This is a genomic window from Haloterrigena sp. H1 (assembly GCF_005938085.1).
Classification (GTDB): Archaea; Halobacteriota; Halobacteria; order Halobacteriales; family Natrialbaceae; genus Natrinema.
The window spans coordinates 2,087,603-2,111,697 of the sequence record NZ_SMZK01000001.1; the positions used below are offsets into that span (position 1 = coordinate 2,087,603).

At 56.1% G+C, this 24,095-nt stretch carries 25 protein-coding genes and 3 pseudogenes; 15 read left to right on the top strand and 13 right to left on the bottom strand.

The features are described 5' to 3' along the window. Positions 1 to 11 precede the first annotated feature (11 nt). Positions 12 to 152, top strand: a complete 141-nt coding sequence (locus E2L06_RS21870) for a hypothetical protein (protein WP_171052344.1) — start codon at positions 12 to 14, stop codon at positions 150 to 152. A gap of 33 nt (positions 153 to 185) precedes the next feature. On the opposite strand, the pseudogene E2L06_RS22975 reads toward E2L06_RS21870, so the two are convergent. Both E2L06_RS22975 and E2L06_RS10435 read right to left on the bottom strand, forming a co-directional pair. Next, positions 186 to 389, bottom strand: a pseudogene (locus E2L06_RS22975) (VapC toxin family PIN domain ribonuclease); the annotation flags it as partial. Positions 390 to 417: 28 nt separating this feature from the next. Further along, positions 418 to 648, bottom strand: coding sequence for an antitoxin VapB family protein (locus E2L06_RS10435; RefSeq protein ID WP_138781177.1), 231 nt, complete (start codon positions 646 to 648; stop codon positions 418 to 420). Positions 649 to 834: 186 nt separating this feature from the next. Here E2L06_RS10435 and E2L06_RS10440 point away from each other — a divergent pair, with 186 nt between their 5' ends. After that, positions 835 to 1,284, top strand: a complete 450-nt coding sequence (locus E2L06_RS10440; RefSeq protein WP_138781179.1) for a hypothetical protein — start codon at positions 835 to 837, stop codon at positions 1,282 to 1,284. Between the two features lie 199 nt (positions 1,285 to 1,483). On the opposite strand, the gene E2L06_RS10445 is transcribed toward E2L06_RS10440, so the two are convergent. From E2L06_RS10445 to E2L06_RS10455, 3 genes are all read right to left on the bottom strand, one after another. Then, the gene (locus E2L06_RS10445; protein ID WP_138781181.1) at positions 1,484 to 2,401 is read right to left on the bottom strand and encodes a hypothetical protein; all 918 of its coding nucleotides are present in this window, start codon (positions 2,399 to 2,401) and stop codon (positions 1,484 to 1,486) included. Then, positions 2,394 to 2,636, bottom strand: a complete 243-nt coding sequence (locus tag E2L06_RS10450; RefSeq protein ID WP_212750770.1) for a hypothetical protein — start codon at positions 2,634 to 2,636, stop codon at positions 2,394 to 2,396. Before E2L06_RS10450 ends, E2L06_RS10445 begins: the two co-directional genes overlap by 8 nt. Before the next feature lie 106 nt (positions 2,637 to 2,742). After that, complete coding sequence (locus E2L06_RS10455) at positions 2,743 to 3,114, bottom strand: hypothetical protein (protein ID WP_138781184.1); 372 nt, start codon at positions 3,112 to 3,114, stop codon at positions 2,743 to 2,745. A 188-nt stretch (positions 3,115 to 3,302) separates the two neighbouring features. On the opposite strand from E2L06_RS10455, the gene E2L06_RS10460 reads away from it, so the two are divergent. The 3 genes and pseudogenes from E2L06_RS10460 to E2L06_RS10470 form a co-directional block, all read left to right on the top strand. Continuing rightward, positions 3,303 to 3,527: a winged helix-turn-helix domain-containing protein gene (locus tag E2L06_RS10460; protein WP_138781185.1), complete on the top strand. Its 225-nt coding sequence runs from the start codon at positions 3,303 to 3,305 to the stop codon at positions 3,525 to 3,527. 138 nt (positions 3,528 to 3,665) lie between these two features. Further along, complete coding sequence (locus tag E2L06_RS10465; RefSeq protein WP_249361418.1) at positions 3,666 to 3,920, top strand: hypothetical protein; 255 nt, start codon at positions 3,666 to 3,668, stop codon at positions 3,918 to 3,920. A gap of 11 nt (positions 3,921 to 3,931) precedes the next feature. Beyond that, positions 3,932 to 4,629 (top strand): annotated as a pseudogene (locus E2L06_RS10470) (zinc ribbon domain-containing protein); the annotation flags it as partial. Between the two features lie 154 nt (positions 4,630 to 4,783). On the opposite strand, the gene E2L06_RS10475 reads toward E2L06_RS10470, so the two are convergent. After that, on the bottom strand, positions 4,784 to 5,338 hold the full coding sequence (locus E2L06_RS10475; protein ID WP_138781189.1) for a metal-dependent hydrolase: 555 nt from the start codon (positions 5,336 to 5,338) through the stop codon (positions 4,784 to 4,786). Between the two features lie 804 nt (positions 5,339 to 6,142). On the opposite strand from E2L06_RS10475, the gene E2L06_RS10480 reads away from it, so the two are divergent. The 4 genes from E2L06_RS10480 (at position 6,143) to E2L06_RS21875 (ending at position 10,643) form a co-directional block, all read left to right on the top strand. Then, the gene (locus E2L06_RS10480) at positions 6,143 to 7,330 is read left to right on the top strand and encodes a sugar phosphate nucleotidyltransferase (protein ID WP_138781191.1); all 1,188 of its coding nucleotides are present in this window, start codon (positions 6,143 to 6,145) and stop codon (positions 7,328 to 7,330) included. Beyond that, a complete protein-coding gene (gene glmS / locus E2L06_RS10485; protein WP_138781193.1) occupies positions 7,330 to 9,120 on the top strand; it encodes a glutamine--fructose-6-phosphate transaminase (isomerizing) in 1,791 nt (596 codons plus the stop codon). The genes E2L06_RS10480 and glmS overlap by 1 nt, the downstream gene beginning before the upstream one ends. Positions 9,121 to 9,227: 107 nt before the next feature. Further along, positions 9,228 to 10,357, top strand: a protein-coding gene (locus E2L06_RS10490) for an IS630 family transposase (protein ID WP_138778477.1) whose coding sequence is annotated in 2 segments (ribosomal slippage) — positions 9,228 to 9,654 and positions 9,654 to 10,357 — 1,131 coding nt in all. Because the reading frame shifts where the segments join, the coding sequence is not laid out codon by codon here. Between the two features lie 115 nt (positions 10,358 to 10,472). Further along, positions 10,473 to 10,643, top strand: a complete 171-nt coding sequence (locus E2L06_RS21875; RefSeq protein ID WP_171052345.1) for a hypothetical protein — start codon at positions 10,473 to 10,475, stop codon at positions 10,641 to 10,643. A gap of 6 nt (positions 10,644 to 10,649) precedes the next feature. Here the strand turns inward: E2L06_RS21875 and E2L06_RS10495 are convergent, their stop codons facing one another. Continuing rightward, positions 10,650 to 11,894, bottom strand: a complete 1,245-nt coding sequence (locus E2L06_RS10495; RefSeq protein WP_138781195.1) for an RNA-guided endonuclease TnpB family protein — start codon at positions 11,892 to 11,894, stop codon at positions 10,650 to 10,652. 333 nt (positions 11,895 to 12,227) lie between these two features. On the opposite strand from E2L06_RS10495, the pseudogene E2L06_RS10500 reads away from it, so the two are divergent. Beyond that, a pseudogene (locus tag E2L06_RS10500) lies at positions 12,228 to 12,610 on the top strand (SIS domain-containing protein); the annotation flags it as partial. Positions 12,611 to 12,772: 162 nt separating this feature from the next. Here the strand turns inward: E2L06_RS10500 and E2L06_RS22890 are convergent. Both E2L06_RS22890 and E2L06_RS10505 read right to left on the bottom strand, forming a co-directional pair. After that, a complete protein-coding gene (locus tag E2L06_RS22890; protein ID WP_343192867.1) occupies positions 12,773 to 12,934 on the bottom strand; it encodes an HVO_A0556 family zinc finger protein in 162 nt (53 codons plus the stop codon). Positions 12,935 to 13,191: 257 nt separating this feature from the next. Next, positions 13,192 to 14,184: a transposase gene (locus tag E2L06_RS10505; protein WP_138781197.1), complete on the bottom strand. Its 993-nt coding sequence runs from the start codon at positions 14,182 to 14,184 to the stop codon at positions 13,192 to 13,194. 55 nt (positions 14,185 to 14,239) lie between these two features. Here E2L06_RS10505 and E2L06_RS10510 point away from each other — a divergent pair, with 55 nt between their 5' ends. Both E2L06_RS10510 and E2L06_RS10515 read left to right on the top strand, forming a co-directional pair. After that, on the top strand, positions 14,240 to 15,157 hold the full coding sequence (locus tag E2L06_RS10510; RefSeq protein WP_138781199.1) for an NAD-dependent epimerase/dehydratase family protein: 918 nt from the start codon (positions 14,240 to 14,242) through the stop codon (positions 15,155 to 15,157). Between the two features lie 347 nt (positions 15,158 to 15,504). Next, entirely contained in the window at positions 15,505 to 16,350 is an 846-nt protein-coding gene (locus tag E2L06_RS10515) for a TrmB family transcriptional regulator (protein WP_138781201.1), read from the top strand. A 39-nt stretch (positions 16,351 to 16,389) separates the two neighbouring features. On the opposite strand, the gene E2L06_RS10520 is transcribed toward E2L06_RS10515, so the two are convergent. The 4 genes from E2L06_RS10520 to E2L06_RS22205 all read right to left on the bottom strand — a co-directional run bounded on the left by E2L06_RS10520 (position 16,390) and on the right by E2L06_RS22205 (position 20,587). Then, on the bottom strand, positions 16,390 to 17,376 hold the full coding sequence (locus E2L06_RS10520) for an NAD(P)-dependent oxidoreductase (RefSeq protein ID WP_138781203.1): 987 nt from the start codon (positions 17,374 to 17,376) through the stop codon (positions 16,390 to 16,392). Continuing rightward, positions 17,366 to 18,370 (bottom strand): NAD(P)-dependent oxidoreductase, encoded by a 1,005-nt coding sequence (locus E2L06_RS10525; RefSeq protein ID WP_138782541.1) that lies wholly within the window; start codon positions 18,368 to 18,370, stop codon positions 17,366 to 17,368. The genes E2L06_RS10520 and E2L06_RS10525 overlap by 11 nt, the downstream gene beginning before the upstream one ends. Positions 18,371 to 18,386: 16 nt before the next feature. Further along, positions 18,387 to 19,646, bottom strand: coding sequence for an NAD-dependent epimerase/dehydratase family protein (locus E2L06_RS10530; protein ID WP_138781204.1), 1,260 nt, complete (start codon positions 19,644 to 19,646; stop codon positions 18,387 to 18,389). 464 nt (positions 19,647 to 20,110) lie between these two features. Then, positions 20,111 to 20,587, bottom strand: a complete 477-nt coding sequence (locus E2L06_RS22205; protein ID WP_212750772.1) for a hypothetical protein — start codon at positions 20,585 to 20,587, stop codon at positions 20,111 to 20,113. Positions 20,588 to 20,713: 126 nt separating this feature from the next. Between E2L06_RS22205 and E2L06_RS22210 the strand changes: the two genes are divergently transcribed. From E2L06_RS22210 to E2L06_RS10550, 3 genes are all read left to right on the top strand, one after another. Next, the gene (locus E2L06_RS22210) at positions 20,714 to 20,929 is read left to right on the top strand and encodes a hypothetical protein (RefSeq protein WP_212750773.1); all 216 of its coding nucleotides are present in this window, start codon (positions 20,714 to 20,716) and stop codon (positions 20,927 to 20,929) included. Then, the gene (locus E2L06_RS10540; protein ID WP_138781206.1) at positions 20,926 to 21,972 is read left to right on the top strand and encodes an IS630 family transposase; all 1,047 of its coding nucleotides are present in this window, start codon (positions 20,926 to 20,928) and stop codon (positions 21,970 to 21,972) included. The genes E2L06_RS22210 and E2L06_RS10540 overlap by 4 nt, the downstream gene beginning before the upstream one ends. A gap of 747 nt (positions 21,973 to 22,719) precedes the next feature. Beyond that, positions 22,720 to 24,066, top strand: coding sequence for a glycosyltransferase family 2 protein (locus E2L06_RS10550; protein WP_138781208.1), 1,347 nt, complete (start codon positions 22,720 to 22,722; stop codon positions 24,064 to 24,066). The last annotated feature ends 29 nt before the right edge of the window (positions 24,067 to 24,095 follow it).

A 24,095-nucleotide genomic window follows, 5' to 3' on the forward strand; every position in this document is an offset into this window, starting at 1 on the left:
TCGTAGATACTGTGTCGAACTACGTTAACATCGAAGTCCCCGATGACGAACAGTATGAGCGCATCAAACGCGTGAAAAATGAACACGGTCTGACGTGGCGCGGGATGTTAATCCACGCTGCCGACGACTTGGAGACTCCGGTCGGGGAGTAACCGGTGGTTCGCGTCGTCGAGTGACGCGATTCACGCCCGCCGTGAACGGCAGGACTCTCTCGCTGTTGAAAGGTAGGAGTCAAGCACGGCTTCCACCTTTTGGCGCTCCTCGAGGGTGTTCGCCACCTTCCCGACGCCGATGTAAAGTTCCAGAACGGTCATCGAGGGAATCACCAGCGGAACGCTCTCGGTTTCGAGTTCCCGTTCTTTCTGGACGGCGGGGTCAATGTCGTCGATAACGTCTAGAACGAACTCCTATCAATGATCATTCGAAGCGCTCCGCGACCTCACGGACCTCATCACGGTCCGCCTGATCAGCGCCCTCGACGGCGTCCCGCATCTCGCTCACCTGGTCGTCGTCGAACACATCGCGGAGATCACGGAGTGACCGCCCACTGATGAGTCGGTCCACGGCATCGCTGAACGACTCGTCATCACGCTTGTTCGCTTTGATACGTTCGTACACGTCATCTTCGAGACGAATCTGACGCGACATCCTTGTTGACAGCGTTGACGCTCTACGAGAATCAATGTTCGGATGGTCCGAACTGACTGGATCTCGAGGCGGGAGCAGTCGCCCATCTCGAGGGTGTACTGATCGTTACGGAAAATTCGAGGCGAAAGCCTCGTCATTCACGGCAGGGATGATGCCCAAGTAGCGACAAGTCCTTACGATTCACGCATGGAGACCGACACAGCATTTCGCGAAATACAGCGGTTTCGCCAGTGGTGGCTTTGGACACTCCTTGGGGGTGTTGCGCTACTCATGCTCGTATTAGGGCCGATCTCGTGGGGTGGACTCATCGTTATTGGGGCCATCGCCGCATTCCTCTACAATCTTCGTCTCCAGACCGAGGTCAGAGCCGACGGTATTTATTTCAAGATGTGGCCGCTTCACTGGTCATTCCGTCGAATTGCCTGGTCGGAGATCGAGCGATACGAACCCAGACAGTACAGGCCGCTTCGTGAGTTCGGCGGATGGGGAATTCGCTGGGCGCCCGGGAAGCTTGCATACAATGTCAGTGGCAACCGAGGCGTCTGGATCGATCGAGCAAACGGGCGCGCAGTTCTGATCGGATCGCAACGCCCCGAGGACTTCGTCAGGGCAATCGAGGAAGTCTCCGAAAGCTGAGGGGTGTGTGGTCAAGGCATCTGTGGACAGCCGTCGTCTTCGGACACTCCTTCCGAGACCGTATTCGGAAGTGACCGCCGAGGACCGCTCGAGAGACCCACCTATAGCTAACCAACCTCCAAACCAACCGCCTGCGTGATGTGTGGGTGGTGTGTGCTGAGAGATTTAGCCTCTCTCGAGGGTGATTTCTACCCGGTGTCTACGGGTAGCCGTGGACGCCAGCTGTCTCTGGGGTCTGTCCTAACTCACTCGGGTCTGGTGTCTCACCCGGGATTTCTGCATCGGTGGGGAGTATGAGCCGGCGTTCGGTGTACTCGAGGCCGTTCTTTCGCTCAGTTCGTTTGCGAACCGCGACACGATGATTCGAGAGGTCGAGTGCGGCGTCGATCGTCCTGGAGACGAGCTTCTTTGCATACGTCTCGCTTGTTCCTGGCTCTTGTCTGCGGATCCAGTGTTTCAGGTCGCTCGCTTTGACGTACTCTTTGATTCCCTTGCACCCGGACTCCCAGGGGTTGTCACCGACGCTCGAGTCGGTACGTGCTTTCCACAGCTTTGCAGCTAACCGCGTTGGCAACGCATTCGCCGTCGAGCGAAGCATCTCTTCGTCCATTCGGGAGAGTTGCTGAACCGGAAGCAAGTCACCGTGGGCAAGTGCGACGTTCCCACTTCGGTCGAGTGGATCGTCCGACTCGGGGAGCCGATAGTAGGTGTGGCCGTCGTCTTTGGTGATCCGCTCGAGGTGATCGCCGTCGATATCGATCTCGTGGTGATCGACAGTCTCTGTGCGGAGATGGGCTCCTTTCTCGAGTTCGCGGGCCTGGAGTTCTTCGATCCGCTGTTTGTTCACTCCCGATCGCTTACGTGCAGCATCTGTGAGCGCGTCGAGCCGAGTGGTCTCCTGTTCGCAGTTGTCGAGTCGATCGTGAAGGCGTTCGTTCGTCTCCTGGAGGTCTGCTTTCTCAGTTTCGAGGTCCTCGAGTTCGTCTTGGGTCTGTTCAAGATCGTCCTCGAGTGTACCGACACGGTCGGTGAGTTGTCTGTTTTGTTCCTGGAGGTGCTCGATCGTTTCTGCGAGGGTTTCAATGTCGATCTCACCGCATTCGGGGAGACTACTCATCGGCATCACCTCCGTTCAGATATGGATGAGCGTGGAATGACGCGATTTCGTTTCTGTCGTCACTGACGAACGAGATCTCCTCGAGATACTCGATCCCGACTTCTCGCCACTGAGACTCGCATAGTTCGAACTCGATGCGGGCCCACGCGTACTCGCCCTCGAGTTGGGGTTCGAAGACGAACTTTCGCATCGGGCCATGGACTGGTGTCCATTGAAGGGTAAACTCGTCTTTCATCGGTCCACCTCCACTCGCTCGAGGATTTCGCAGTAGGCGCGTTCAAGATCTCCGGGGGTGATTGGTGGCTCGAATTCGAGTGAGATGGTGACTCGGCGTTCGTTGGTCACCGTCGATCACCCTCGTGCATTTTGGCGAAAACCTCCGTGACGTCAAGGTGGATCGGACGTTTTGTCCAGCCTCTGACCGACTCGACGTACGCGATCCACCTGTTGCGGTCTTCGTCTCGCTCGAGTTTTTCTGTGTGGTCTAGTTCGCCATGGACGCGAAACCAGTACAGGCCCGCATTGTCGGGGAGGAATCGTTCCGCGCGGTCTGGCGTCACGTAGACGGTGTTCGTGGCCTCATCGACGTGATGGTGGAAGCCCTCCCCGTCTTGCCCGAGGTAGCCGTAGTAGCTTCCCGATTGCTCGAGGACGATATTGTCCTGGGTCAGTGTAGTCGAAATTGTTTCGTGTCTCGCTGGTGTATCTGACATTGCTGGTTGCTCCAGCACGGGGTCGGTGCTGTAACACCGGCCTCAGAAATTCTGAGGCGTCCCGTACTCATTCTACAGTATGTGCTAACAGCACTTAACCCTTAGGTCCTAAGGATTGTGGAGTAAGGATTATATCCAAAGCCATCGTCCATTTAGACGTGAGCGTAACAACTACTAACCGAGATTCGATGCTTGACGAAGAAGATCTCGGGCCAGCCGACGAGAAGTTGCTGAATATGCTGAAAGAGGGGCGTGTTACTGCGCCTTTTGTTGCTGACGAGACTGGATATAGCCTACAGTATGTCCGTGACCGTCTCGGCCGGCTCGTGGAGCATGGCAACGCGCGCAAAGTGTATGAGGGACTCTACGAACTCATCGAAGATCCTCGAGAGGAAGAGACGCACAACGTGTAATGTAGATAAGTTCAGGTCGTGCCGAGCCTAGTGAATGTGTCGAACTCTAGTATAATTCGAGGGTTGTTTGCTTGACTCGAGGGTATCATAAAACGGTTGGCACACCGTATTTCAGCTCTCCAGAATCGCTTAACACAGATGGAGAACTTGGCACACGCCGCCGAGAAAGCAGAACGGTTAAAAATCAATTTGCAAATCATTCATCTCATGAGTGAGGGTTCAGTACCGAAACTCGTCGTTGACGAGAAAGTAGAGATAGCGGTGTCTCTGGTAGGAATTTTAGCAGTCTGTGCAGCCACCTACCACGTGGGAAAGACGGGGAACTGGGAGCCGCTGTCGGCGACATCTATTGGGCTGGCACTCGTCGTCCTATTCGTCACGTCTGAGCAATAGGCACATCTACCAACCTCTCCACGCTCAAAGTTCAGAAGGAGAACGGACGCGCTGCTGGAATGCTCAAGTGGAAACCGCCTCGGGAGTATCGGTCGCTCACCTACAATCAGTCCGGCTTCAAACTCAAGAATACGAGTGGTCGGCCTGTCCTGTGGTTGAGCAAAATCGGTGAGATTCCGATTTACCTCCACCGAGACATCCCCGAGAACGCAACCATCAAACAAGTCACGATCAAACAGGAACCCACAGGCGAGTGGTACGCTGCGTTCGGTATCGACGTGGATGAAGCCGCGCCCGAGAAACCGGAGACGGCGGAGAAGGTTATTGGCATTGACGTGGTGATTCTCACGTACGCCCACGACACCGATGGCTGCGCCATCGAAAGTCCCGACTTCAGCGACGAACGTGAGCGGCTCGAACGCGCACAGCGCGATCTTTCCTCGTGCCCCGCGTGTGGGTTTGAAGCGGATAGGGACGCGAATGCGGCGTGGAATATTCTTTCTCGCGGTTTTGAAGAGTAGGAGTGGTTCACTCCGAATCACCGTCCCCAGAAATCGAAGATTTCTGGTGTGCGAACGAATCGCTCCGCGATTCGTTAACGCCTGTGGAGACTGTGCTCCCTGTGGATACGTCCGTATCTGCAAAGCACGTCGTGGAAGCAGGAAGCCCCACCCTCACGGAGCGAACGGCGTCAGCCGTGAGCGAGTAGGGTGGGGTAGTTCACAACTCGTCGGCCAGGCTTTCGAGCGTGCAGTCAATCTGCACAATCTCTGCAGCGATCTCATCTGATGATGAAGTGATTGCCTCCAACTCTGCGACTCGAGTGTGCACTCTCGCTAATGGGCGTCGCCATGGACCACCTGCTATGGTGCTTTGCTGACGGTGTGTTCGAGCCCGCGGCGCACAGCACCGAGCCCAGGCGTACCGTCGCGGTACCAGACAATGAGCGCGACGAGGACCAGTCCGAGCTGGACCAACTCATACCAACCCATGGAGTACCGGAGGAAGCCGGCAAGAATGCTGCCAGGTGAGTGGTATTCCGGCGGCTCGAGGACAGGCCAGAATAGAAACGTCGTTGCCGAGAGGTCCCACGAGAGGAGCACGGACGGCGGAATATCGGAGAGTAGGTGTGAGACGTGTCCAATGGCGAACGCAGGCCCGATAGCAGGCCGGTCAACACGATGGGCAAGCAGGCCGACAGTCGGGAGGAGTAGCGCAGCGAAGAACACTGAGTGAGCGAATGTTCGCCCACCGGGGAGGACCCCGAATGACCACGCGAGCGGCTTATCGATCAGGTCCGGAAACTGCGAGCCAATCGCGAGGACGACTATCGGAAGTGCGCATGGTCTTCGACCGTCGCGGTGAGTGTAGATCGTGTACAACAGATACGCGACAGCGAGGTGTCCCCAGGGCCACATCGCCTCGGTCTTTCAGGGGGAGTTGCAAAGGCGTGTCGTTCGCAGGGGAACGCGGTTTGTGCAGGTCTACCGGAGATGGACGACGAACACGACTCAGACTGGCAGGTACTGTCACACCAATTGGTAACGACGGTGCTCGCACCGCTGACTCGTGTACTCTGGGTGTGCCTCAAGGGTAGAACGGTCAGCGTGTCATCAGTGTTGGGAACAATAGTCATATGTATTGATAGTATCAACTGGCCACCAAGGTTATTACGTCATGATTTTAAGATATCGGTGGCGAGGTGAAGGATCTGTCGGAGACCCGGCACTGATCCGCTCCGAGACAATTTCCTCGCCACTTCGAGATCGGTTCCCCTCAAGTTAATAGCCACACTGACCCGATCTCGATCCTTCCGTGAATCTCACTGGAAGGGGGCTCAACGTCGGCCTCCCGGCTGACGTTTCTGATGTAATCATTCACCACTAAGAGGTATTTCTTAGCCTACTGCTCGAGTCCTATTCTCACAATTATCTCTACGGCTCGATCTAAAACACATTCTAAGTTGATCTAACGCTGTGTAGACTGGAGTGCTCACGTTGGGAGATCCGCCTATTCGAGACTATCTTTGAGTTTCGAACCAAGACATACTTGGTAAACCAACGCACTCGGTAACAGGATCGGTTAACAGCGCATAGCTCCACACTGACAACCAGGCCGTCACAGGGCAGTTTGGATTTCCAACGACTGTTCACATTTGTGTTTATTCTCCTTATACATATGAGCCGACAATAATAAGTGGGTTGTACTCTCTGGATAACTGTATGGAGTCGATCTCGGCTGTCGTTCTTGCAGGAGGGGAGGGCACGCGGCTACGTCCATTAACCCAAAATCGTCCTAAACCGATGCTGCCAGCTGCGACAGCGCCGATTCTCGAACACGTCTTCGATCAGCTGCTTGAAGCCGGCGTGACGAACATTACTGTCGTTGTCGGCTACAAGCGCAACCGCGTTCAAGCCTACTTTGGGTCGACGTACAAGAACGTTCCACTCACATACGTTACACAAGACCGGCAGCTCGGCAGTGGTCATGCACTGCTCGCCGCTGAATCTGAAGTTGACGGGCCGCTGCTGGTTGTGAACGGCGACCAGCTGGTTGAGAGCCGGATCATCAGCGACGTCATTGGGGCACACGCCAACGCCGATGCAGCGGCGACGCTTGGGCTGCTCAACCGTACAGATGTCGACGACTATGGCGGCGTAATTCTCGAGGACGAAACGGTTACGGAGATAATTGAGAAGCCACAGGACGAGCGCTCATATCGCTTCAATGCCGGCGTTTATGCGTTCGAGACGCAAGTTTTCGATGCGATTCGTGCTGCCGAACCACGAGCCGGTGAGCAGTCGCTGATCGACGGTATTCGCGAACTGATTGAATCTGATTCTGAGGTCCGAGGTATTGTTTCAGAAGGCCTCTGGGTTGACGCGACGTATCCTTGGGATTTGCTTGATGTTTCGTTTGATTTGTTTGAGGCGGGCTTGGTCGATGGCAGCCAAGGTGATGGGAGTAACCCGTCTGCGACAATCCATGAGTCAGCTGTTGTTCGCGAGCCAGTTGTGATTGCACCTGATTGTGAGATTGGACCAGGGGCCGTTGTCGGCCCATATGTTTGTCTCGGTGAAAACACGACGGTCGGTTCGAATGCAATTGTCGAACAGAGTGTTATCGACGCAGATACCCGTATCGGGGCTGGGGCCAACGTGATCGACTGTGTCACCGGGGTCGGCGTGACTATCGGTAGCGGTACGACTATTCCCGGTGGGCCAGGAGATGTCCGCGTCGGGAATCGTGTCTTCGAGAATGAAGATCTTGGTGCGCTGTTGGCTGACCGCGTAGAGGATCAAGGAGGGAGTGCGTATGTTCCGGGTGCGATTGTCGGCCCGGACTCGGTTGTCGAAGCGGGCACGACCGTCCGTGGAACTCTCTCAGAGGGAACGGAGGTGTGGTCCTGATGTGCGGAATTATCGGCTATACTGGGACTGACGGCGCTGTCGGTGACGTATTAATGACTGGCTTGTCGGGCCTCGAGTATCGTGGCTATGACTCTGCCGGTGTAGCGGTCGCCGACTCGTCACTATCGGTCCACAAGCGGCAAGGAGAGGTTTCAGAACTCGAGGCGGTCCTTCCTGACAATGGAATTGATGGTGTGGCTGGAATCGGACATACGCGCTGGAGTACGCACGGGCCACCGACAGATACGAACGCACACCCGCACACGGACTGTACTGGTGATGTGGCAGTTGTCCATAACGGGATTATCGAGAACTACCAGCAGCTACGTTCGGATCTCGAAACTGGGGGCCACGAGTTCACGAGCGACACCGACACCGAGGTTATTCCGCATCTGATCGAAACGGCACTCGAGACTGGTGCTAATCGTGAAGAGGCATTCCGAGAGGCAGTGCACCAGCTTGAGGGTAGCTACGCTGTTGCGGCAGTGTTCCCCGGCAGCGAGACCGTGTATGCGGCGCGAAACGAGTCGCCGCTCGTGCTCGGGATTGGTGATAATGGGCATTATTTGGCAAGCGACGTGCCCGCGTTTATCGAGTACACGGATCGCGTCGTGTACCTCGAAGATGGGCAGTTCGCGCGGATCAATCCGTCGGGGATCGTCGTGACAGACGAGCAGGGCGCCGTCGTCGAAACGGCCGTCGAGACCGTCGACTGGGATCCGGAAGACGCCGGCAAGAGTGGCTATGACCACTACATGCTCAAGGAGATCCACGAGCAACCGCAGGCAATCCGCAAGTGCCTGCGTGAGCGCGTCTCCGAACTAGAGGGTGAAGTGACGGTCGACGAGCTAGACGACCTCGAACTCGAGGGGCCGGTGCAGTTCGTCGCCTGCGGAACCTCCTATCATGCGGCGCTCTACGGTGCGCGAATGCTGCGTGAGCACGGGATTCAGACACAGTGCTTCCTCGCCAGCGAGTACGACATCGATGCGATTCCGGTAACGGCGGAGACGTTGGTTGTGGGGGTTACCCAGAGCGGCGAGACAGCCGACACGATGAGCGCGCTCCGAGCGGCCAACCGCACAGGGGCGACGACGCTGGCGGTGACCAACACGGTCGGGAGTTCGGCCGCCCGGGAGTGCGACCACGTGATGTACATCCGCGCCGGACCGGAGATCGGCGTGGCGGCGACGAAGACGTTCGCCAGTCAGCAAGTCGCGCTGGCGATGCTGGCGAGTGTGCTGTCGGGAGAATGTTCGGCAGAATTCGTCGAACGGCTGCGCGATCTGCCTGACCTGGTCCAGCAGGTCTTGGATACGTCGAACGCGCGCGCAATTGCTGAGGAATACGAGACAGCGGACGCCTACTTCTTCATCGGCCGCGGATACAACGCCTCGGTTGCGCTCGAGGGTGCGTTGAAGATGAAGGAGATTACGTACAAACATGCTGAAGGGTTCGCCGCTGGCGAACTGAAGCACGGTCCGCTCGCACTGGTAGACGGGGCAACGCCTGTGTTCGCGATGGTGACTGGGGACACAAACGCTGCAAAGACACTTGGGAACGTGAAGGAAGTGGAAGCACGCAGCGCGCCTGTTGTCGCAGTGACTGACGCGCCTGAGGAAGTCGAACAGTATGCAGATCACGTATTAGAAGTGCCAGCGGTGGGGCCGCGCCTCACACCAATCCTCGCGAACGTGCAGTTGCAACTCGTCGCGTATTGGGTTGCGAATCGATTAGGGCGGTCGATCGATAAGCCACGGAATTTGGCGAAGAGCGTAACGGTTGAATGAGCTGTCGGATGCCAAAGTCGGGACGAAAAAGGGCATAGCGGCCGCCTAGTGTACTGTCAGCCGTGAGTTGAAAGGCTCATATTGTCGTGGATAGTAGGTTGGTGGCAATGACCCAGTCGACGTATCCAATCGAGTTGACCGAAGAAGAGCGAGATACACTGAACAGCATTACATCGCACGGCGTCCACCGGGCGCAGAAGATTACTCGCGCACGTATCCTCCTCCAAGCCGACGACGGTAAGAGTGACTCGGCGATCGCCGAGTCACTCGGCTGTAGCCCGAGTACTCCGTGGCGAACACGGAAGAAGTTCCACGAACGTGACCGGCTCGAAGCCATCGAACGCAAGGATCCTGACCGCACCTACGAACGCAAACTCGACGGTGAGGACGAAGCTCACCTTATCGCCCTCGCGACCAGCGAACCGCCCGAAGGCTACTCCCAGTGGTCGCTCCGGCTTCTTGCCGACGAACTCGTTGTCCTCGAGGAGATCGACCACGAGTCGATCTCCCACGAGACCATTCGTCAAGTCCTCAAAAAAACGAACTCCAGCCTCACCGATCCAAACAGTGGGTGATTCCGCCGGGTCAAGACTCCGAGTTCGTCTATCACATGGAGGACATCCTCTCGCTCTACCGCGAACCATACGATCCAGACCGACCTCTCGTCTGTTTCGACGAGCACCCGACACAGTTGATCAAGCACGTCAAGCAACCGCGCCCGGCAGAGCCGGGCACGGTTGCCCGTGAGGATTACCACTACGAGCGCAACGGCACCAAGAACCTGTTTCTGGCCTCCGAACCGCTCGCCGGCTGGCGAGCGGTAAGGGTCAAAGACCGACGAACCACCGAAGACTGGGTGCATTTCATCCAGCATCTCGTGGATCAGCACTACCCGGATGCGGACTGCATCCGGGTGGTGCTGGACAATCTCAACACGCACAACCCAGCTGCCTTCTACGAATATTTCGAACCGGCTGAAGCACGTCGGTTACTCGACAAGCTCGAATTCCACTTCACGCCAGTCCATGGCAGTTGGCTCAACATGGCGGAAATCGAGTTCAATACGCTGCAACAGCAGTGTCTCGACCGACGTATTCCCGATGCGGCGACACTCCGTCAGGAGGTCGCCGCATGGAAAAAGGAACGAAACAGCGGTGAAACGGATATTGACTGGCGATTTACGACCGACGATGCTCGCATCAAATTGAAACGCCTATATCCTTCAATTGACGCCTGACAGAGCACTAGCTGTAGGGGGCGCGATGGTGACTTCACCCCAGGCACAGGCCGTGATCCCGGAGTGCGGGCAGGAGACCTGAAAGCTTATGCCACCACTCTCGGATACCACCGCTGTGCAACAGTATCGGCCACCGCCGACGCCACCTGGCCAGCCCAACGACTGTCTGGGCTGTGGCACCGAAATCGACGGTGACGCAGTGGAAGGGGTCTGGGTGGAGCGCGACCACTGGCAGGCGCCGACCACGTACGAACTTCACTGTCTCTCCTGTGTGTCGAGCAAGTGAACTACCCTACTCACTCGCCGCTGGCGCGGCTCGTTCCTTGAGGGTAGGGCTTCCTGCTTCCAAGACGCGCTTTGCAGGAACCGTCGTGGTTCCCGTAGGGAGCGCAGTCTCCACAGGCATTGATTCGGAGTGTCCCTCTCCTACTCGCTTGATACCGCGAGAAAGAATGTTCCACGCTGCGTTCCAGTCTCGGTCGGCGGTGAATCCGCACGACGGACAGGAATGTTCGCGGACCCACAACGGCTTGTCCGTCGAGATACCGCACGCCGCGCACTCCTTGGTCGTCCCTGCTGGTTCGACCGCCACGAAATGCGTTCCTTCTCGTTCGCACTTGTATTCAAGCAGTGAGAGGAACGTTCGCCACGCGGCAGAGGCAGTGTTGCGGCTGTTCGACGGCGACTCCATCATCCCCTTCACGTTCAGGTCTTCGACCGCTACAAGGTCGTACTCTCGAGCGTAGTAGTTCGAGAGCTTGTGCATGAAGTCGCGGCGCTTCCGTTGGAGGTCCGCGTGACACTCCGCGACTCGACGCCGTTGCTTCTCGCAGTTGTTCGACCCGTGTTGCTTCGGCGAGAGTTTCCGTTGCTCGCGTTCCAACCGCTCGCGTTCGTCCGAGAAGTCAACCGATTCGACCGCCGTTCCGTCGGTGTCGTGAGCGTACTTCAGGATACCCACGTCGATACCGACGCACTTCTCGGGATTCTCGGGTGGTTCGGGCGGTTCACGGTCCATTTCAACACCGAACGTGGCGAACCAGTCGCCCGTCGGCTCTTTTTTGAGCGTGACCTGCTTGAGCTTGGCGCCGTCGAGGATAGGACGGTGAAGCCGAATCGGTATGTCCGCAAGTTTCGAGAGCGAGAGGACAGTCTGACCGCCCTTCTTGTCGAGCTTGAAGCCAGACTGACTGTACGTGAAACTGCGGAATTCCCGAGGCGGTTTCCACTTGAGTTGGCCGACACCGTAGCCGTTCTCCTTGAGCTTGGAGAGTCCTTTGAGGTTGTCGAACAGGCGTTCCACGACGGTTTGGAGAACCTTCGAGTATATGTCCGAGAGGTCGTCCCACCACTCTTTGAGGTCGGGGAGTTCCGACCGCAGGGTGGTCATGGACGGCAGTTCGCCGTGTTCGTTTTGATACTCGTTGAGGCGGTAGCGCGTGTGGTTGTACAGTTGCCTACAAATATCGCGGTGGCGGTCCAACTCCTTGCGATGGGCGTCCGACGGCTTGAGACGATACTTGTAGGCGTAGTACATTCTACTCGCGCTCTTCGATGAGTTCGTCCAGTTGCTCACGGACGAACGACGAGAGGTTGAGGTGTTGATCCTCTATCCACTCGTCTTGGTCCTCTCGGATGGTGATTGTCTTCCGTTTCACTGTAATGCACACTATGCACGTTACACGCATAATGGCTTCGGTGAAGCGTTGGCCTGTGGGCCAAGTGCCGAACGTGTTTGAGAATCGTGCGGCGCTGTATCTCCTCCCTGTTCGCGCCTCCCATTCGGTCGGCGTTCGCTGAGGAAGGGGGCTTAGCGCCTACCTTCAGCTAAACGAAGGCGATGCAGCCATCTGGAGTACTCGTCGGCGGACTCGAGGGGGCGCTGAAGACGAAGGAGATCACATACAAGCACGCGGAAGGGTTGCCGTCGGCGAGTTGAAGCATGGCCCGCTCGCGTTGGTCGATGACCAGACGCCGGTGTTCGTGATGGTCACTGGTGATGATGCGGCGAAGACGCTGGGGAACGTCAAGGAATTCGAGGCACGTGACGCCCCCGTCGTTGTGGTGACCGATTCGCCCGACGACGTCGGGCAGTACGCGGATCACGTTCTGGACGTGCCGGTGGCGGGACCGCGACTCACACCGATTCTGGCGAACGTGCAGCTGCAGTTGGTGTCCTACTGGGTCGCGAACCGACTGGGATGGTCGATCGACAAGCCACGGAATCTCGCAAAGAGTGTAACAGTCGAATAAGCAGTGGTAGTTCCGGCCGATCCGACATCTCGTCTATTACTGTTTGATCGCGACGAGGCGTGGGTCCACTTGACGGAGTATCTATCTTCCGCTTCCTATTCCGTCGGTTTCCACGAACGAGTGCTGCAACTGGCAGTTATACTCACGACTGTCTGTCCTATCTTACCACACCTGGACCGCAGGCGTCCCGCACGTATCACATACCATTGCCGTGTTTCCCTTGTACTCCCCTGACGCGAGCTGCCCATCAGCACAAAAGTCACAGGTCGCCCCCATCAGCCGGCCGAACAACACCGCTTCATCCGTCCCCTCAGCGTATTGCATTCTGAATAGATCATTCCATGTGTACTACATATATTTTTGGTCTCTCTGATAATTTCCCTGTGAACGGTGACTACTGCCCATCAGCTATAGCACTATGGATGAAAGCGAACCGTTCCTGCTTCGCTAGGACTGCAGTCGCCCTGTGGATCGTGTGTGGTGTCCTGTGAACGCGAACCGCTGCGGTAGAGGAAATCTCATCAAACCATTTTAATAAGTGAGGTGAATATCTGTTCGTAGAGCCTGTCATAGAATCCATCTCATAGCTTCTCACAGCCCGGATTGTTTCCTCGCTCGTAGTTGGTGATCGCCACGACGAGTCGGAGACACAGCGCAAGGAACACTTCTGTCCGTGCGTGGACGCGGCCTCGGGCGCGGACGTGCCCGAGGCCGCAGTCCTTGACTGCGTCGTTGGTTCGTTCGACTCCTGTCCGGTTGTTGTACGTCTCCTCCAAGATGGACTGTTTCAGCTGCACGTCCTCGCTGTGTTCCTCGATTCGGTCTTCGACCCTGTACTCGATGTCTATCGGGTCGTCAGTGTTTCGCGGATTGTATGGAGCGATTGGCACGACCCCTGCGGCCAGCAGGTGGTCGTGCCAATCGAGGATGTCGTAGGCGCTGTCTCCCAGCATCCAGACCGGTGTATCGACGGCGAGCGCGTCACGTGTGACGCGCATCGCCGTCTCCTGATCCGCTTGTTTGGCCTGTGTGAACTCCGCTGCTATCGGGATCTTTGAACCGGTTGAAACGATCGTACAGCCGAAGCCGTAGTAGTATTCTTCAGCTGTTGGATCATAATTCCACGAGGCAGCGTCGTTGTGTTGGATCGCTTCAACGTGGGTCGAATCGATGGAGTACGTGGAGTCGAGCAGGCCGCGGGCAGCGGCCTGCTGGACGAGTCTGTCGAAGACATCGTCAATAACGTGTTCGAGGTCGGTGAGAAAGCGATCAACCGTATCTCTGGATGGCGGTTTGTCGAGTCCGCAGTAGTACCAGACAAGGCCGTTCTGAAGTTCTCGTGTAACCGGACGCGTGCCGTAGACATCCTCGTAGTAGCAGTGCAAAAAGCCGCGAAAGAGATCAGGTGGCTCGTGAACTCGTGTTCGCCCCCGCTTCGAGGGGGCGAACACGTCGTATTCCAGTAGAAACTCGAACTCAAGATGGTCGAACAGCGGTACCGTCTCGGTAGCCGCGACATTCAAGAAGTCGTCTACCGAAGCTACGTCTTGCAGGGCTGTGCTGGTGTTGGACACACTTCGCGCACCCTGCCGCTTCGTACGTGACGCTTTCTATGACAGGCTCGTTCGTATGGAAGATCAGCATGTTCTCGTGACTGGCGGCGCGGGTTTTATCGGCTCGAATCTCGCGAACCACCTGGCCAAGTCGAACGACGTCACCGTCGTCGACGACTGCTATCTCGGCACGCCGGCGAACCTCGCGGACGACGTCGAGTTTGTCGAGGCGAGCGTCTTAGATGACGACTTGCCGACGGACGTCGACGTCGTCTTTCATCTCGCGGCGCTGTCGTCGTACGCGATGCACGAGGACGATCCAACGGTAGGTGCTCGAGTGAACGTCGAAGGGTTCGTTAATGTAGTCGAGCAGGCCCGCCAGGACGGCTGCAAGATGGTCGTCTATGCCTCAACCTCGTCGATCTACGGTAGTCGCACGGAGCCATCGCCAGAAGACATGGATGTGGGCGTAAATACTGGGTATGAAGCGTCGAAACTCGCACGCGAGCGCTACGGCGAGTACTTCTCGAACCACTACGACATGTCGATGGCCGGCATGCGCTTTTTCTCGGTGTATCAGGGCTACGGCGGTGCCGAGGAACACAAAGGCGAGTACGCCAACGTTATCGCGCAGTTCGCCGACGACATCGCCAACGGCGAGTCGCCGGTGCTGTACGGCGACGGCACCCAGACGCGGGACTTTACACACGTCTCCGACATCGTCCGCGGTCTCGAGCAGGCTGCAACGAACGACCTCGATGGCATCTACAACCTTGGAACCGGCGAGGCATACGATTTCAACACCGTTGTCGAACTGCTCAACGACGAACTCGGGACCGACGTCGAATCGGAATACGTCGAGAACCCGATCCCCAAGTCGGTGTACGTCCACGATACCTGTGCCGACGCCTCGAAGATCCGCAAGGAAACCGGCTGGGAACCCCAGATCGACTTCGAAGAGGGGATTCGGCGGGTTTGTGAGCAATACCAGTAGGGATCAGAACTCCCGGGCGACGCGCCGTTGGCACTGCGTATCGACTGGCTGCAGTCCGGACGGCACTAGTCGTCGCTGCGTCGGTCACCTAGTTTCTCCCAGATCTCGACACAGCCAGCGCCATCTTCGATCTCGTCCAAGTGCTCCCGGTCGATTTCCTCTTCCGACTCTGTGTTACTCATATCTCTAGTAACGAGATGGATAGTTAGTACGATAAACATTGTGGTTTTAGATAGTATATTCGGTGACATATGCGCCGACCGGCCCTTTATAATCCCCAACTGATTGAACTACTGCCAGTTCTGCAACCGGGAGTTTGACAATGGTTGCAAGCAGTTCCGTGGACTATGACTGACGACGCTGAGGCAGTATTTGAGCAACTTGAGTTAAAGGAGTACGAGACGACAGCGTTGAAGCATATACTGACACTTGGGCGAACGACTGCCCCCAATCTCGCTGAGGCGACCGGCATCCCGAAGGCACGTATTTACGGAATTCTCGACACACTCGCTGATCGGGGTTTTATCAAAATCATTCCTGGCCGTCCGAAAGAGTACCAGCCAAAGCCACCTGCGACAATTCTTGAACAGGCGAAAGAAAACAGGCGGCAGAAATATGAAAAATTCTGCGCAGATCTCGAGGCAGTTCGAGACCCATTCATCGACCGGTTCCAACCGCTGTACGAGCAGGCAAGCGACGATGTTACGCCTGCTGATGAGTTGTTCTATGTCGTTTCTGTGGGTGAGCCAAGCGAGCGCGAAACAAAGTCGCTGTATCGCGATGCAACAGACAGCGTCTACGTTATTACGAAAAGCTTCGAGTATTTCGATGCTGTCGAGCCAGCGATACAGGATGCACTAAATCAAGATGTATCGATTCAAGCACTCTTGCTCCATCCCCGCCACCTCTCAGCGACGAATCAAGAGATACAAAGTACAGTTCTAGACTACGTAACTGACAAGTATCCCGAAATAGCGGTACGGTTCAGTACCGAATTGCTGCCGTGGCGCGGGACACTGATCGACCCGAGTATGGACTATGAGACGGGTCAGGCAATCGTCTTGGTCGAAGAGAAGGATGTCCCGCTCCATATGCGGCAAGCCGCAGTCACCGAGAACGGCTCGTTCGTTGCCGGACTGCACCGATATTTCGATCTGATCTGGGAATACGATAGCGTCGGCCAAATAGAGTGAGATGTCTGTCAAATCATGTCTCACCCTACGCGAAATAGACTACTCTGTCGTCTCGTGCTTACGGATGAGTTGTCGGATCGAGTCTTCGACGGTGAACTTCGGTTCCCAGCCAAGTTCATCGTGTGTTCGTGTCGTATCAACAGCGAACTCGTTGACCAATGTCTCTCCAGCTCGCGGATTCTCAACGAGTTTGACTTCGGGACTCCGTCCGAGTTCTTCCTCAGCGATTTGTGCAACTAGTTCAGCCGTCTCGTGGACGCTCGGATCCTCATCGGTCGCGAGTGTATACTTGTCGACCCCAGTATCACCCTGCTCGAGTTGACTCTGGAGGCGTTCAGCACTTCGAACATACGCGCGAGCGATGTCTTTGACGTGAACGAAGTTCCGTGACTGCGTTCCGGGTTCGTAGACGGTCAGTGGCTCGCCAGCAACGGCCCGATTGACGAAGAAGTTGATCACAGTCCCTTTTGAGACGGTTTGTGACCCAACCTGGTGTTCGCCATAGAGATTCGATTTAAGATATATATGAGCCGGGAACGCTCCATCAGCGAGCGTTTCGATCGCTTGCTCGCTGAGGACTTTGGTCCGGCCGTACCAGTTCAGAGGGTCACGAGAATGCTCGGTCGTGATCGGGAAGGATTGAGGGTCACCGATAATTGCCATACTCGCAGGGAAGACCAATCCTGCACCCTGCTTGCGACAGAACCACGCGATGGTATTCGTCGCATTGACATTGACCTCGTGCGCGAGATCAGCGTTCGTCTCACAGTCATCGACGCCGCTGAGCGCAGCCAGATGCATGACGATATCGGCACCCTCGAGTGCCGCTTCCAATTGGTCGTGATCACGGATATCAACATGCTCAACGGTTACATCCCCGATCTCCCGAACTGTACCCCGGTAGAAATTATCGATCGCCGTGATAGACCAGTCAGGATGCGAAGTCTGAAGTCGGTCAACGACTCGGCTTCCGATATATCCCGCTGCACCAGTTACTGCGATCGTTAGCTCGTCGTCAGTTGTCATTGTTAACTCCAAGAGTCAGTGGTTGTCTACCGACCGTGTCCGTTGTTTCATCGAATTGTGATTCAGCGGTGAATCGCGTCGCCAAGTCGCGGACCCCATCGCGAAGGGTCCATTGGGGCTCGAATCCGGTCGTTGCGAGTCGGTCGAAGTTGACGTGATATGACGGGCCAGGATTCTCGTCTTCGAGATACGTTAACTCGAGGCCGGTATCCAGTTCATCGCGGACAATCTCGGCAATCGTCTCGATCTGGTAGTTCTCGTCGTTCGAACCAACGTTGTAAACGTGCTCTGACCAGGCATCTGGCTCACAGGTGGCCTGATAGTACGCCCGCGCGGCATCGCGAACGTGAATGAACGGCCGCCAGTTACTGCCGTCCCCATAGACTGTCAGCGGACGATTCGTCAGTGCGCGGAAGACGAAATGATTAACGACGAGATTGAACCGGATCCCGGGCGCATAGCCGAAATTCGTACTCATCCGGAGCGCGGTTCCGGTGAATGCACCCTCATCAACGTACTCCTTGAGGAGGGTTTCAGCTTCGTACTTCGTCTCCGCATATGGATTGAGGGGATCGGGCTCAGTCGCTTCGTCGAGATCAGTACTGGCTGCTCGGCCGTAGTTATTACACGAAGAGGCGAACACGACACGGTCCACGTCGACTTTCCGTGCAGCGTTGAACACATTACGGCTCCCCTCGAGATTGACTGCCCGCGTCTCCTCGACGCGCTCGTGGGTGCTCTCAGCGCCGGTGATCGCGGCCAGGTGGATGACGCGGTCAACGGTCCGCATGGCGGTTTCGACATCGCCGTAGTTGCGGATATCTCCACGGATGAACTCGAGGTTGCCGTCAAATTGAGCAGCCATGAGGTTCGCCGGTGAGCCGGCCGAGAGTGAGTCGAAGACGGTGATCTGATCGATTCTCTCGTCGGCCTGCAGCAGGGGGATGAGAGCACTGCCAATATAGCCACACCCTCCGGTGACGAGCACGTGCATTCCGGTTTTGTCGCCGTCAGTTGGCATCGGGTGTAGGTTCAGCCTCTTCGGCAGCGTCGCCTTCGTACGCGAGTTCGGTCTCGTCGGCAGCGTCGTCTTCCTTCTCCCAGTCGTCGAGCACGCCTGGCAGGAAGCGGTCCTCGTGGGCGGTGATTGTCTCTTCGTACTCGACAAGCGTCCCGAGCACGTCATGGACGCCCTCAGTGAAGTCCTGACGCTGCTCGCCGATCAGATCCATGTATCGTTCGTTCTCCATCTCCATCTTGTGCGTCTCGTCCTCGTCACGCGGGTTCTCGAAGTGCTCGACGGAGACATCGAGGTCGAACTCGTCGCCGACATCGGCGATCGTTTCGGCGATTTCGACGATACTGATCGCGCGCGTGACTTGATTGTAGACAACGTGATCATCGGGACGCTCATCCGGATCGCTGAGCGCTAAACGGGAGAGTCCTTCGACGGCATCCTCGAGGCTGATGAACGGTTTGCGCTGTTCGCCTTTGCCGTAGACGGTCGTGGGATAGCCAGCAATGGCCTGTGCACAGAAGCGGTGGGCAACGACGCCGAAGTAGTAGTCAAAGTCGAACCGAGTGGCAAGGCGTGGATCAGCAGCCGTTTCGGTAGTTTGGGTGCCGTAGGTGATGGCAGTTCGGACGTCCGAGATCGGGATATCGAACTGCTTGTGCGCGAGTCGCATGTTGGCGGCGTCGTGACTTTTCGTGAGGTGATACCACGAACCCGCCATCGCGGGGAACGGCACTTCGTCGCTCTCGCCCTGGTTTTCCATCGTCGCACCGCCTTCGGGAATGGGGAACTCTGGTGCACCGTAGACACCTGTCGTGGTCGTTTCGATGAAGTGGGTGTCGGTCAGGTTGTGTTCCTCGAGGCCCCACAGCAGGTTGCGTGTCGCCTGCAGGTTGTTGTGCTGCGTGTAGTTCGCTCGCTCGCCGTTGATCTGGGAGTACGGCGCGGACGGCTGCGCTGCCGTGTGGACGATTGTCTCAGGTTCGTGAACCTCGAGAAGTTCGTCGACGAACGATTTGTCGGTGAGATCGCCCTCGACAAACGAGAGGTTGTGGAGGTCGTGGACCTCTTTTGCGGCCTCGAGGCGTTCCTCTGGCGTTGCGATCGGCGTGGCGCTCGTGCTGCCAACCTCTTCGACCCATTCGCGGCGGGCATAATTATCGACGCAGACAACGCGGTCGTCAGTTCGGGTTGCAATACGGAGTGCGGTCGGCCAGCCGATGTAGCCATCGGCGCCAGTGAGGAGGATCGTCATTTGTTACTCGATTTCTGAATGACTAGTCCGCTTGAAAAGGTTTGTTATTCAGATGGTGCGACTACTTTTAACATGCAATGAAACAGATCGGTCACATCTGAGCTGACATCAGTTTTCTTCTTCCCTCTTGTTCTCCACCTACACGGCAGTCGTATCGTGAAACGCAGATCCGACTCTGTTATCAGGTTATCATCACTGGTTCGAGACAGCGACCACCACAGAAGGCACAGCTAGACCAATTAGCTGTCCGAAAATAGAGCGGCGAGTGCACACTGGTCGTTCTATTGTGAATAGCTGCTACTACCTGAGCAAGGCGCGGCAGTGGCCCGTACTATCGGTAGTTCCCATCGAGTCAGCAGTTAGTTACGACTGATGAGATTAGATTCTCAGAAAGCGTCTAGATGGGTGTTGTGCAATTCCTATACCATCCAGACACCGTTCTTACGGCCTCTGACCTTGAAACCTTAGCGCTTGATCTCCTCTCTGAGATCCCTATCCCCGGAGTCGAAGCTACAGCCTTCGACTCCGGGATTATCCGCCAGACACTCCTCCAAGCCGCTGTCGATCAGAAATCCATCAAGGCTGTCACTGACAGCACTCTCGGAACGTACTCCGACGACTACACACTCGCTCAGCTTCATACCATTCCTGCTGCTGAGCTCGAAGCCGTCGTTAACGTCCTCCTCGCTCAGCAAGCGGCGATGATCCTCGGCCCCGGCCCGAGGATCATCTGCCTCGACTTCGTCGATATCCACTACCACGGCTGTCCACACCGTGATGCCGGAGAGCTCTGTCATACGATACCCCGCGATGGCACCTCTCAGTGCCATCGCTACCTTGTTGGGTTTGTCCTCTGCCGAGCCAAGCCGCTCGTCGTCGCGGTTACTCCTGTCCGAGGTGATGAACCCAAAAGCGACGCGGTCGAGCGACTGCTCGACCACGTCGCGGCCCTTCCCTTCCCTGTCGCTGGCCTCCTCGTTGACCGCGGATTCTACGATGGAACGTCGATCGAGCGACTGGATGCAGTCGCACCAGTCGCTCTCCCCGTCATCCGTCGTGGAAAACAGATGGCTGAGAAACTAGACACATCGGTCTCTTACTGGACGGAGTACGTGATGTACGAAGGAAGCGAGCGAGAACTGCGCTTCCCGCTCGCGGTCTGTGTCTCCTACCAACAGGGAAACCGTGGCAAGCACGGTTTGCTTGTCCGGGCGTATGTGGCGTGCGATCTCGAGTGGTCGGCGCTATGTTTGAATCTGCAGGGCGCGTATAGACCCCGATGAAGACAACTCGTCAGACTGAAATGGTGAAGCATCTGTCGGAAAAACAGCTTGATGAAGCAATCAATGAAGCCCAGAAGGCGGACGAGACCCGTCTCGTCCGACGACTCTGCTTCATCAAAAACGTCTCTCTTGGCGACACTGACAAAATGGCTGCACGACGTGTCGGTGCGTCCCAACCAACCGGCGGACGCTGGCTCAAAGCCTGGAACGAAGGTGGAGTCGATGGACTTCGACCGAGCTTCGCGGGCGGCCGCCCCGCGAAGCTCTCCTCTGAACAGTTTGACGAGTTCTTTACACTCCTCGAAGACGGGCAACCGTGGACACCACAGGAGATCGACGATCTTCTTTGGGACCGCTACGGCGTGACGTACGATCGATCCCACCTTGCTCGAATTCTCCGTGCTGATGGAATGCAGTACGCAAAACCACGACCGATGGACCCGCGACAATCACCGGATGCTGAGGAGGATTTTCGTGAGCGCCTGGGAGAGGCGCTCACGAAAGACAATGGTGATGAACCACTCGTTCTCGGCTTCTTCGATGCTTCGTGGCCACAACCGTTCGAGAATTCCCAGCGACTGTGGTCGTACGATCGAACCGTGGAAATCGACAAACCACTGGTCGCAGTCCCCTGGAAAACGCTTGGCTTCTATGCATTACTCGGCAAGAGTACGCTCATCTTCCGGAAACGAACGACGAAAGAGAGTATCTGCGCAGCGTTAGAGGCAATCCGTGAGCAGAATCCGGTCGGGCGGATTCTGCTCATCGCAGACAACGATGGCGGTCATCATGCGAAACTCACCCAGCAACGGGCCGACGAACTCGGCATCGAGTTCGTCTTTCTCCCACCGTATTCGCCCATGTTCAATGCCATCGAACCGCTCTGGAAGACGCTCAAACGGAAGATTTCACCAGAAATCTTCGAAGGAAAGGATCACTTCAAGCAGTTCGTTACTCACACATTTCTAGACTTATCCAAACGCGTTAGCTTCGCCGACAACTGGATCGAAACGTTCCTCCCGGATATTCAAAAGTTACGCTGACCACTCGGCGCGGCGGGCGAGCACTGCCGACCTGGTTCCGCTTTGAACTGTTTCGGGAGTGGATCGACCATACCCTCGACGAATCACTGCTACGGAAGTGGGAGGCACCAACCAACGGTGTCGGAATTCCCGAGATCTATAGCCAACTGGACGCGGGCTGATTGAGCCCGCGTCCAGCGGTAGCCCCCGCAGAGAGCGACGACTTCGAATCGGAAGTGCAGAGCCGGCGCTCTCACTGGTGTGAGACCGCCTTCTACGTCGATCTCTTTTCGAGCGAGATGAATTCTGTCGCTCACGTTGCCGGGAATCAAGTCAATGTGGAGTAACGATGGGAACTACCGACTATAGGTGAGACAGGAGCAGAGTGGAAACGGCCATCACGACCAACCGGCACGCATGGTCCCTGTATCGTTCGAATTACACGGCACGTGAGACAACCACAAGGAAGTATGGGCTCCAGCCAGCAGATATTTATACGATTCACATATAGTTATTTTTGACTGAAATATCCGTTACGGCGTAGATCTAACAATAGGAACATGGAAACGGCAATACTCGGAGTAGGACACGAAGCAGTACTGTCCGTCTCAAGCGATCACTGGTTAGCAATAGAATGACTGGCAGAAATAGACTACTATATATAAATTTGTTTATACAGAGTGGGTGGAAGTACGACAAATTCGGCTCTGATGACTGGATGATGAATCACAGCGAATGGACCGCCAATCGGCTTGTGGAGGATGGATAATGGAATTTGAACACACGAAGACATCGAACGCTGAAAATCAACAACAGGAGCGGGTTTCTAGAAAATCCGCGACTAAAGCAGGAAAGCAGCAACATCCTGCGGTTGGGTTCGTAGCGACGCGAAACAATACCGATGCGTTGCTGAGAGAAGTCCTTCGAGCAACCGCAGCAGGGCATCAAGTATTCGTAACGCATGCGAATCAGTCGGACCTGGAGGTTCTCGCTCTAGCCGAGCACGTGGGGGTCTCTATTGTTGAGCCCCACGGTTCTGATCCTAATGAGGACGAATTGAAACGGGAGTTGATTACGACAGCAAAAGCGCACTCCACTCCCGGACTTATCTACAATCCGGACGTTACTATTCCAACCGATTATGCAACTAGCACGACACGGGTTGCAGAGAGCGACCAGTACTGTGTGGAGCGGATCCCGGCCCCCACAGAAGAGGCTGACGTGCTCGTTGCGATCCCGGCCTACAACGAGGCCGCCACAATCGCAGATGTCGTAACGACAGCACAGGACTACGCTGATACCGTCCTCGTGGTTGATGACGGCAGCACGGACAGCACTGCTGCGCTCGCGAGAGACGCTGGCGCAATCGTCGTTGAACACGACGTGAATAGTGGCTACGGCGCCGCGTTGAAAACGATCTTCCAAGAGGCCAAGAGCAGGGAGGCAACGCATCTGGTTATCATTGATGCAGATGACCAGCACGACCCCGCTGATATTCCCAACTTGGTCGAGGCCCAACAAGACAGTGAAGCTGAAATTGTCATCGGAAGCCGATTTACAGATGACGGGACGATGAATGCCCCCCTTTATCGGCGATTAGGACTATTCGTCGTGAATATGCTGACAAATCTGAGTTTCGGAGCTGTGCGGCCACAGTCCTGGATTGGCGATACCCAAAGTGGGTTCCGCGCTTATAATACTCGTGCAATTGATAGCTTGGCGAATGACAACGAGATCGGCGATCGTATGAGCGCTAGTACCGATATTCTCCACCACGCACATACGCATGGCTACGGAATTGAGGAAATCGGGACGACAGTTGACTACGATGTGGAAGATGCGAGTAGTCAACACCCGCTTTCCCATGGACTCACGCTCGTGAGTAATATCCTGAAGACAGTTGAGCGCGAGCGGCCGATCATGTCCCTCGGCGTACCTGGTTTTCTCAGTTCATTTATCGGGATCGGATTCGGTTATTGGACGCTCGCAAATTATGTTATGTCAGGCACATTCCCCCTTGGTCTTGCGATTATATCCGTCTTCTTTGGTTTGGCAGGAATCTTCGCCTGTTTCACATCAATTGTTCTCCATTCGTTGGATGCACACCTATATTGAAATTTAATTCAATGGTTAAATACGAGTGA

Excerpts from the sequence above, each read along its gene's own strand:
- E2L06_RS10435 (WP_138781177.1), bottom strand. The coding sequence starts at position 648 with ATGTCGCGTCAGATTCGTCTCGAAGATGACGTGTACGAACGTATCAAA.
- E2L06_RS10440 (WP_138781179.1), top strand. The coding sequence starts at position 835 with ATGGAGACCGACACAGCATTTCGCGAAATACAGCGGTTTCGCCAGTGG.
- E2L06_RS10445 (WP_138781181.1), bottom strand. The coding sequence starts at position 2,401 with ATGAGTAGTCTCCCCGAATGCGGTGAGATCGACATTGAAACCCTCGCA.
- E2L06_RS10450 (WP_212750770.1), bottom strand. The coding sequence starts at position 2,636 with ATGAAAGACGAGTTTACCCTTCAATGGACACCAGTCCATGGCCCGATG.
- E2L06_RS10455 (WP_138781184.1), bottom strand. The coding sequence starts at position 3,114 with ATGTCAGATACACCAGCGAGACACGAAACAATTTCGACTACACTGACC.
- E2L06_RS10460 (WP_138781185.1), top strand. The coding sequence starts at position 3,303 with ATGCTTGACGAAGAAGATCTCGGGCCAGCCGACGAGAAGTTGCTGAAT.
- E2L06_RS10465 (WP_249361418.1), top strand. The coding sequence starts at position 3,666 with ATGGAGAACTTGGCACACGCCGCCGAGAAAGCAGAACGGTTAAAAATC.
- E2L06_RS10475 (WP_138781189.1), bottom strand. The coding sequence starts at position 5,338 with ATGTGGCCCTGGGGACACCTCGCTGTCGCGTATCTGTTGTACACGATC.
- E2L06_RS10480 (WP_138781191.1), top strand. The coding sequence starts at position 6,143 with ATGGAGTCGATCTCGGCTGTCGTTCTTGCAGGAGGGGAGGGCACGCGG.
- glmS (WP_138781193.1), top strand. The coding sequence starts at position 7,330 with ATGTGCGGAATTATCGGCTATACTGGGACTGACGGCGCTGTCGGTGAC.
- E2L06_RS10495 (WP_138781195.1), bottom strand. The coding sequence starts at position 11,894 with ATGTACTACGCCTACAAGTATCGTCTCAAGCCGTCGGACGCCCATCGC.
- E2L06_RS22890 (WP_343192867.1), bottom strand. The coding sequence starts at position 12,934 with ATGCAATACGCTGAGGGGACGGATGAAGCGGTGTTGTTCGGCCGGCTG.
- E2L06_RS10510 (WP_138781199.1), top strand. The coding sequence starts at position 14,240 with ATGGAAGATCAGCATGTTCTCGTGACTGGCGGCGCGGGTTTTATCGGC.
- E2L06_RS10515 (WP_138781201.1), top strand. The coding sequence starts at position 15,505 with ATGACTGACGACGCTGAGGCAGTATTTGAGCAACTTGAGTTAAAGGAG.
- E2L06_RS10520 (WP_138781203.1), bottom strand. The coding sequence starts at position 17,376 with ATGACAACTGACGACGAGCTAACGATCGCAGTAACTGGTGCAGCGGGA.
- E2L06_RS10525 (WP_138782541.1), bottom strand. The coding sequence starts at position 18,370 with ATGCACGTGCTCGTCACCGGAGGGTGTGGCTATATTGGCAGTGCTCTC.
- E2L06_RS10530 (WP_138781204.1), bottom strand. The coding sequence starts at position 19,646 with ATGACGATCCTCCTCACTGGCGCCGATGGCTACATCGGCTGGCCGACC.
- E2L06_RS22210 (WP_212750773.1), top strand. The coding sequence starts at position 20,714 with ATGGCTGAGAAACTAGACACATCGGTCTCTTACTGGACGGAGTACGTG.
- E2L06_RS10540 (WP_138781206.1), top strand. The coding sequence starts at position 20,926 with ATGAAGACAACTCGTCAGACTGAAATGGTGAAGCATCTGTCGGAAAAA.
- E2L06_RS10550 (WP_138781208.1), top strand. The coding sequence starts at position 22,720 with ATGGAATTTGAACACACGAAGACATCGAACGCTGAAAATCAACAACAG.